This window comes from Agromyces binzhouensis, from assembly GCF_004135055.1.
In the GTDB taxonomy this organism is placed as follows: Bacteria; Actinomycetota; Actinomycetes; order Actinomycetales; family Microbacteriaceae; genus Agromyces; species Agromyces binzhouensis.
In genome coordinates this window covers 1-646 of record NZ_SDPL01000782.1, presented here as the reverse complement: position 1 = coordinate 646, position 646 = coordinate 1, and the positions used below count along the sequence as shown (strand labels likewise).

General features: G+C 75.7%; 1 protein-coding gene. It reads right to left on the bottom strand.

From position 1 onward, the window contains the following. On the bottom strand, positions 1–646 hold a 646-nt coding region (locus ESO86_RS19610), incomplete at both ends, for an MFS transporter (RefSeq protein ID WP_165308419.1).

Sequence of the window (646 nt, the reverse complement as noted above, 5' to 3'; positions counted from 1 at the left end):
CGGGATCCACCGCCACAGCAGGCCCGCGCCGACGAGGCCGAGCACCCCCATCGCCGCCGCCGCGGCCATGATCGAGACCGCGGACGTGATCGCCGAGATCGCGAGCGGCGCGGCGGCGCCGCCGGCGTCGGCGATCGTGCGGAACGCGCCGAGGAAGGGCGCCGGGTTCGACGCGGGAGCGAGGTCGGCCCCGAGGGTCAGGATGACGCCCGACGAGAGCCCGTTCGCGACGCCGAGCAGCATCGCCGCGCCCGTGAACCACGCGACCGCGCCGGGCAGGTCGTGCGTGACGGACAGCACGAGGTGCCCGGCGGCGAGCCCCACGAGGCCCGGGATGGCGCTCCACAGGCGCCCGTGCCGGTCCATCACGTGACCGCTCACGTAGAACAGCGCGAAGTCGATCGTCGCGGCGATGCCGATGACGAGCGCCGCGGCATCCGGACGCATGCCGAGCGAGACCGCCCAGAGCGGAAGGATCACGATGCGGCTGGCACGGAGCGCGGCCAGCAGCCCGATCCCGCTGCCGATCCGCGCGAGCACCCCGCGATAGGCGACGACGGCGTGACGGATGCCGCCCGCGGCATCCGCTCGCCCCTGCTCGTCGGTCGCGCCGCCGGCCCCGTTCCCGACGGATGCCGCGCGCACG